This is a genomic window from Rhizobacter sp. P3_B12, from assembly GCF_056402895.1.
The window spans coordinates 1-7,476 of sequence record NZ_JBFUGN010000231.1 but is presented as its reverse complement, the minus strand read 5'-3'; the positions used below and the strand labels follow the sequence as shown (position 1 = coordinate 7,476).

The window sequence follows — 7,476 nt, the reverse complement described above, 5'->3', positions numbered from 1 at the left end:
AAGGCCGCCAGCACGCCGCAGCCGGGCTCGTGCTGGTGCGTGCAGTTGTAGAACTTGCAGTCGGTGGCGGCCGCGCGGATGTCCGGCATCAGCATCGCGAGCTGCTGCGCCTCGATCTGCCGCAGCCCGAATTCCTGGAAGCCCGGCGAATCGATCAGCCCGGTCGTGCGTTCGGCGTCGAGCCAGTACCACTGCGTCGAGGTCGTCGTGTGGCGGCCGGAGTTCAGCGCGACCGAGATGTCGCCCACTTGCGCACGCGCGTCCGGTGCCAGCAGGTTGATCAGCGTGCTCTTGCCGGTGCCGCTCGGCCCCAGCACCAGCGTCGCCTGCCCGGCCAGCAGCGGGCCCAGGCGGTCGCGTGCCTCCTGCGGCCGGGTCTTCAGCGCCAGCTCGATCACGTCGACGCCCATCGCGCTGTACGGCTTCAGCCGCTCACGGGCCGCAGCGATCTGCGGCAGGTCGGACTTGTTCAGGATGATGCGGGTCGGGATGCCGGCGCTCTCGGCCGCGATCAGCGCGCGCGCGAGCTGCGATTCGCTGAACACCGGCTCGGCCGCCACCAGCACCAGCAGCTGGTCGAGGTTGGCGGCGAACGACTTGGTCTTCCACTCGTCCTGGCGGAACAGCAGGTTGCGCCGCGGGTCCACATGCTCGATCACGCCTTCATCGCCGGTGACCTGCCAGCGCACGCGGTCGCCGACCACGCAGTCGCTCTTCTTGCCGCGCGGGTGGCAGACGATGCGCTCGCCGTCCGGCGTCTCGACGATGTAGTGGCGCCCGTGGCCGGCGACCACCAGCCCGGTGTCCAGCGCGATCGCGTGGCTCAAGCGAGGAAGGCGACGAGCGCGTCCGCCTTGGCCGCGCAGATGAAGTCGTTCAGCGAGATGCCGCCGACCGAATGCGTGTTGAAGCGCGCGACGCAGCGGTCGTAGCTGACGGCCAGTTCCGGATGGTGGTCTTCGCTGTGGGCGATCCAGGCCAGCGCGTTCACGAACGCGATCGTCTCGTGGTAGTTCTTGAAGCTGAAGGTCTTCTCGATCGCGCCCTCATTGAGGTGCCAGCCGCTGACTTGCGCCAGGTGGCTGCGGACCTCGTTCGGGCCCATCGCGTCGGCGCCTTCCAGCGCCTTGCATTTCAGGTGCAGCAGGTTGCTCATGGTTCAGCTCGGTTGGGGATGCGCCTGGGGGCGCGTCTGCGATTGAAGGGCCGCCAGGCGCTCGGTGGCCGGCGGATGGGAATAGTAGAAGCGCGCGTACACCGGGTCCGGCGTCAGCGTCGTCGAATTGTCTTCGTGCAGCTTCAGCAGGGCCGCGGCAAGGTCTTGGCCGTCCGCCTGCGAGCAGGCGTAGGCGTCGGCCTCGAACTCGTGCTTGCGCGACACGCGCGCCGCCAGCGGCGTGGCGAACACGCTGAACACCGGCATCGCGAGCATCAGCAGGATCAGCGCCAGCGCGTCGTTCGGTGCCGCCAGCGAGGGCTGCACGCCCAGGCCCAGGTAGAACCATGCCTGGTTCGACAGCCAGCCGAGCAGCCCGAAGGCCAGCAGGCTCAGCACCGTCATCGTCAGGCTGCGCTTGAGCAGGTGGCGCAGCTTGAAGTGGCCGAGCTCGTGCGCCAGCACGGCTTCCATCTCGGGCGGGCTGAGCTTGTTGATCAGCGTGTCGTAGAAGATCACGCGCTTCGATTTGCCGAGGCCGGTGAACATCGCGTTCGCATGGGCCGAGCGCTTGCTGCCGTCCATCACGTAGAAGCCCTGGGCGGTGAAGCCGCAGCGCGCCATCAGCGCGAGCGCCTGCTCCTTCAGCGAGCCGTCGGGCAGCGGCTCGAACTTGTTGTAGAGCGGCATCACGACCAGCGGGTACACCACCTGCACGAACAGGCCGAACGCCGTCCACGCGAGCCAGGCCCAGAACCACCAGTACGCGCCGGCCGCGCCCATCAGCCACAGGATCAGCGCGACGATCGGCAGGCCGAGCGCGATGCCGACCAGCGTGTTGGTGACGAGGTCGCGCACGAAGAGCTGCCAGGTCATGCGGTTGAAGCCGAAGCGTGCCTCGAGCCGGAAGGTGGCGTACAGCTCGAACGGCAGCTCGAGCACGGCGCCGATCACCGAGAACGCGAACACCAGCGCCAGCTGGTAGGCGAGGCCGCCGAAGCGCGGGGCCACCGCATCGCGCAGCACGGCATTCAGCGCGTCGAGCCCGCCGAGCAGCGTCCAGCCGAGCAGCACGACGGCGCCGAAGGCCATCGTCACCAGCCCGAAGCGGCCCTTCGCGAGCGTGTAGTCGGCCGCTTTCTGGTGCGCTTCGAGCGACACCTTGCCGACGAAGGCGGCCGGCACGGCGCTGYGGTGGGCCGCGACGTGGCGCATCTGGCGCGTCGTGAGCCACAGGCGCAGCCCGAGCGAGGCGAGCAGCGCGGCGGCGAACAGCAGGGTCAGGTGAATGGCTTGCATGGGCTGCAAGTGTAGGGCGCGGTCGGCGAGAATGCCCCCAAGGAGAAAACCATGAGCGACATCGCAAGCCCGCTGCAGCAGAGCGACCAGAACCTGATCTGGATCGACCTCGAGATGACCGGCCTCTACCCGGACACCGACCGCATCATCGAGATCGCGGTCGTCGTCACCGATGCCCAGCTGACGCAGCGCGTCGAGGGCCCGGTGTTCGCGATCCACCAGAGCGACGCGACGCTCGACGCGATGGACGCCTGGAACAAGGGCACGCACGGCCGCAGCGGCCTGATCGACCGCGTGAAGGCGTCGACCATCGACGAGGCCTCGGCCGAGGCGCAGGTGATCGATTTCCTGAAGCGCTACGTCGGCAAGAGCACCTCGCCGATGTGCGGCAACAGCATCTGCCAGGACCGCCGCTTCCTGGCGCGCACGATGCCCAAGCTGGAAGCCTTCTTCCACTACCGCAACCTCGACGTCAGCACGCTGAAGGAGCTGGCCAAGCGCTGGAAGCCGGAGATCCTCGCCGGCTTCAGGAAGGCGCAGGCGCACACCGCGCTGGCCGACATCCACGAATCGATCGACGAGCTCGCGTACTACCGCGAGCACCTGCTGGCGAAGTAGGAGCGGTCAGGCAAGAGCGGTCAGGCCGCGTAGCCGGCGCGGCATGGCGACCGGCGCAAAGCGGAGCCCGACGGATCCGAAGGGCATTGAGACTTGCGGGAAAACCCGCAGCGCCCTATACTCCGCGCTTCGCCTCGGCACTGTCACTGGACATGCGGGGCGTTTCGTTCATCCCCTCTGACCTCATCGAGTCTTCCCAGGGCCGCTTACACGGCCTTGCGGCCTGTTCGAACTCCGCGGCGAACTCCGGGACCCCTTTCAGGGATTCCCAGGGCTCTGCGGGAATGGTTGGCGGCGATGCCGTCGCTTTGACTGTTCCCATGTTCCCCGGCACCGGCGCGAGCGTTCTCGCCGATCTGGGTTCGGACCTTCTCCCCAGCGACTGATCCGCGTGCGCTTGATGCACGTTGGTGTCGTGCCGTGCCCTTTGCGGGCCGGCGGCACCGTGTTTGAGAAAGAAGACGATGAGTTTCGATTCCCTTGGCCTGAACCCGGCCCTGCTGCAAGCCCTGAAGGATTCCGGCTACGAGACGCCGACCGACGTGCAGGCCCGCGCCATCCCGCCGGCCATCGAAGGCAAGGACCTGATGGTCGCCTCGAGCACCGGCAGCGGCAAGACCGCCTCGTTCGTGCTGCCCGGCCTGCAGCGCATCCTCGCCGCCCGTGGCGACAACACCAAGCGCCGCGAGAAGGGCATGGTCTACGGCCCGCGCATCCTCGTGCTGGCACCCACCCGTGAACTCGCGATGCAGGTCGACAAGGCCGCCGTGACCTACGGCAAGCACGTGCAGGGCCTGCGCGTGACCACCGTCGTCGGCGGCGTGCCCTACGGCGGCCAGCTGAAGGCGCTGCGCGGCCCGCTCGACATCCTGATCGCGACCCCCGGCCGCCTGCTCGACCACCTGCAGAACGGCAAGGCCATCCTCGAGAACGTCGAGATGCTGGTGCTCGACGAAGCCGACCGCATGCTCGACATGGGCTTCATCGACGACATCCGCACCATCGCCGACCAGCTGCCGCAAGACCGCCAGACGGTGATGTACAGCGCGACCTTCGCCGGCCACGTGGGCCGCCTCGCGCAGGACCTGCTGCGCGATCCGCAGCGCATCGAGGTCACCTCGCACACCGACACGCACGAGAACATCGAGCAGCGCCTGCACTGGGCCGACAACGGCGCGCACAAGAACGCGCTGCTGGACCACATCCTGACCGAGCGCGACATGGAGCAGGCGGTGGTGTTCACCAGCACGCAGYGCGATGCCGACTGGCTCGCCGATCGCCTGGCCGACATGGGCCATGCGGTCGCATCGCTGCACGGCGGCATGCCGCAAGGCCGCCGCACCCGCGTGCTGCAGGGCCTGCGCAACAAGCAGCTGCGCGTGCTGGTCGCCACCGACGTCGCCGCGCGCGGCATCGACGTGCCGACCATCAGCCACGTGATCAACTACGGCCTGCCGATGAAGGCCGAAGACTACGTGCACCGCATCGGCCGCACCGGCCGCGCCGGTCGCAACGGCCTCGCGGTGACGCTGGCCGAGCGCATGGACACCGGCATGATCCGCCGCATCCAGGCCTTCACGACGCAGAACATCCCGGTCGCGACGATCGTCGGCCTGGAGCCGAAGTCGCCGGAACCGCGCATGTTCGCTGCCCGCCCCGAAGGCAAGTTCGGCGGCAAGCCGTTCGGCCAGGGCCGTGGCGGCCACCAGGGTGGCAAGAGCTTCGGCCGGCCGGCCCCGCGTGGCGGCGAAGGTTTTGCGCCGCGCAACGAAGGCTTCGCGCCGCGCAATGAAGGCTTTGCGACCCGCGGCCCGGACGGCTTCGCGCCGCGCGGTTCGTTCGATCGCCCGGCCCCGGAGCAGCGCCGCGACAACCCGTTCGCGAACCGTCCGCCGCACGATGGCGCACCGCGCCATGCGTTCGACCGCGCGCCGGCCGACCGCGGCAACAGCGCCGGCTTCGCGCCGCGCAAGCCAAGCGGCCCCGGCGGCAACAAGGGCAGCTTCGGCAAGCCGCAGCGCCCGCGCCAGGGTGGTTTCAGCCGCTGATTCCGGCTGACAGACGTACGAAGGGCCCGCATTGCGGGCCTTTTTTTGGTCTGATAGGTCCGATTCATTGATAATCGGACCGAATCGTTCGAATCGGACCCGATGACTGGAATCGATCACCGCCGCCTGCTGGAGCTGATCACGCGCTTGCGCGATGAAGGCTTCGACGAGGTCAGCTCGTCCCAGCTGATCGAGCGCAGCGGTGCGGGCGCGATGACCGTCAAGCGCCTGCTGGCTCGTCTGTGGTCCTCGGGTGAACTCGTCAGGGAGGGCCAGGCCCGCGCCACGCGCTACCGCTTGCCCGGGCCTCTGAAGGTGAGTGCGCCCGCGCCACCGCCATACCACCGCTCGCCGGTGCAGCCTCGTTGGTCGGCCGCGGCACTGGCGCTGCGCGAGGAACTGCAGCAACCACTGGGCTCCCGCTCGCCGGTCACCTACCGCCGCGGGTTCGTCGAGGACTACCGCCCCAACGACAGCGCGATGCTGCCGGCCGCCCTCGCGAAGGAGCTGGCCGAGCTCGGCCGCATGCAGGGCCAGCAGCCGGCCGGCACCYATGCACGCAAGGTGCTCGAGCAACTGTTGATCGACCTCTCGTGGTCGTCGTCGCGCCTCGAGGGCAATCGCTATTCGCGCCTCGACACCGAGGAACTGTTCAAGAGCGGATTGACGGGCGAAGACAACGACGCCGTGATGCTGCTGAACCACAAGAACGCCATCGAGTTCATGGTCGACGCGGTGCCGGAGCAGGGGCTCTCGATGGGCATCGTGCGCAACCTGCATGCGGTGCTGATGCGCGACCTGCTGGTCGACACCGACGGCCTCGGCGCGATCCGCCGCAAGGTCGTCAACATCAGCGACACGGTGTACTTCCCGGCGCAGGTGCCGTCGCTGCTGGCCGAGATGCTGGAGCGTGTTCTCGACACGGCGCGCCTCGTCAAGAACCCGATCGAAGCGGCCTTCTTCCTGTGGGTCAACATCGCCTACCTGCAACCCTTCGAGGATGGCAACAAGCGCACCAGCCGCCTGGCAGCCAACATTCCGTTGATGCTCTACAACCGCGCGCCACTGGCGTTCCTCGACGTCGACCGTGGCCACTATGCCGAAGCGATGGTAGGCGTCTATGAGCGCCAGGACGTGTCGCTGGCCGTTGATCTGTTCGACTGGACCTATCGCCGCTCGTGCGCGAAGTACGCGGTGGTGCTGGAAGCCATGAGCGCGCCGGATCCGCTTCGCTTGCGGTACCGCGAATCCCTCAACGAGGCGATCGGCCTGGTCGTGCGCGATCGCAGGACCCTGGCCGATGCGATCGACTCGCTGCAACTCGGCGATGACAAGGCACCGGGTTTCGCGCCGCTGTTGCGCGACGAGCTGCGCAAGCTCGAAGCCTTCAACTGCGCGCGCTACCGCGTGACGATGGGCGCCACCGAGGCCTGGATCGCCGCCGGCCGTCCGGCCTGAACTCTGCTCACGCGGCCAGCGGCGGCGCCTGCGGCACGCGCTCGTGCGCCCCGATTTCCACCGCCAGCGCCGCCCCCAGCAGGAAGATCTGGCACGACCAGTAGATCCACACCAGCAGTGCCGCGAACGATCCGGCGGCGCCCAGCGTCGAGCGCAGCGCCGTGCCGGCAATGTACGCATTGATCCCGTAGCGCCCGGCCAGGAACAGCACCGCCGCGACCGCCGCGCCGATGAACGCATGCCGCGCGCGCAGGTGCGCATCGGGCAGCCACACCATCAGCAGCGAGAACAGCGTGGTCATCACGAGCCACGACCACAGCAGTTCCACCGACTGCAGCAGCGGCCCGAGCGCCGGACCGAGCGCATCGGTCTGGTCGACCACCCAGCGGATCGCCAGCAGCGCGACGGCCTGCAGCACCATCGCGACTGCCAGCAGGAAGCCGCAGCCGAGCAGCACGCCCATCGACAGCAGGCGCACCTGCACCAGCCGCCACAGCGAGCCGCGCTCCGGCGGCGCGCCCAGCATCTCCTGCAGCGAGGCGCGCAACTCGACGAACACGCCGACCGCGCCGACCAGCATCGTCACCACCGCGATCACCGGTGCCGCCACCGCGAACCCGCCGGCCCGTTCGCGCGACAGCAGCGTCGTCGCGGTGTGCGGCGCGCTGGCCAGCAGGTCCGCGAGCGTGCGGGCCTCGCTCGGGCCGAGCAGGCGGCCGACCGCATCGACCATCGTCGCGTTCGCGCTCTGGTCGCCGAGCAGCCACACCAGCAGGCTCGTGACGACGACCAGCAGCGGCGCCATCGAGAACGCCGCGTAGAACGCGACGGCAGCCCCCTGGCGGGCGCCATGGCATTCGATGAAGCGGTTGATGGCGCGAACGCCCAGCGAGACGA

Annotated in this window: 7 protein-coding genes; 3 read left to right on the top strand and 4 right to left on the bottom strand. The window is 68.7% G+C overall.

What is annotated here, in order from left to right:
- The 3 genes from rsgA to AC1D01_RS14350 all read right to left on the bottom strand — a co-directional run.
- Positions 1 to 827 (bottom strand): ribosome small subunit-dependent GTPase A (gene rsgA, locus AC1D01_RS14360; RefSeq protein ID WP_477867292.1); only part of this gene is annotated, 827 nt, incomplete at its 3' end.
- Complete coding sequence (locus AC1D01_RS14355) at positions 824 to 1,156, bottom strand: 4a-hydroxytetrahydrobiopterin dehydratase (protein WP_465111142.1); 333 nt, start codon at positions 1,154 to 1,156, stop codon at positions 824 to 826. The genes rsgA and AC1D01_RS14355, both read right to left, overlap by 4 nt.
- A 3-nt stretch (positions 1,157 to 1,159) precedes the next feature.
- Positions 1,160 to 2,455, bottom strand: coding sequence for a M48 family metallopeptidase (locus tag AC1D01_RS14350; RefSeq protein ID WP_477867290.1), 1,296 nt, complete (start codon positions 2,453 to 2,455; stop codon positions 1,160 to 1,162).
- A gap of 51 nt (positions 2,456 to 2,506) precedes the next feature.
- Between AC1D01_RS14350 and orn the strand changes: the two genes are divergently transcribed.
- The 3 genes from orn (at position 2,507) to AC1D01_RS14335 (ending at position 6,579) form a co-directional block, all read left to right on the top strand.
- Entirely contained in the window at positions 2,507 to 3,073 is a 567-nt protein-coding gene (orn, locus tag AC1D01_RS14345; RefSeq protein ID WP_047500730.1) for an oligoribonuclease, read from the top strand.
- Positions 3,074 to 3,537: 464 nt separating this feature from the next.
- Positions 3,538 to 5,121 carry a DEAD/DEAH box helicase gene (locus AC1D01_RS14340; protein ID WP_477867288.1) on the top strand — a complete coding sequence of 528 codons (1,584 nt, stop codon included), beginning with the start codon at positions 3,538 to 3,540 and terminating at the stop codon, positions 5,119 to 5,121.
- A gap of 102 nt (positions 5,122 to 5,223) precedes the next feature.
- Positions 5,224 to 6,579, top strand: a complete 1,356-nt coding sequence (locus AC1D01_RS14335; RefSeq protein ID WP_477867286.1) for a Fic family protein — start codon at positions 5,224 to 5,226, stop codon at positions 6,577 to 6,579.
- A gap of 7 nt (positions 6,580 to 6,586) precedes the next feature.
- Here AC1D01_RS14335 and AC1D01_RS14330 read toward each other — a convergent pair.
- Positions 6,587 to 7,476 (bottom strand): YihY/virulence factor BrkB family protein (locus AC1D01_RS14330; protein ID WP_477867284.1); only part of this gene is annotated, 890 nt, incomplete at its 5' end.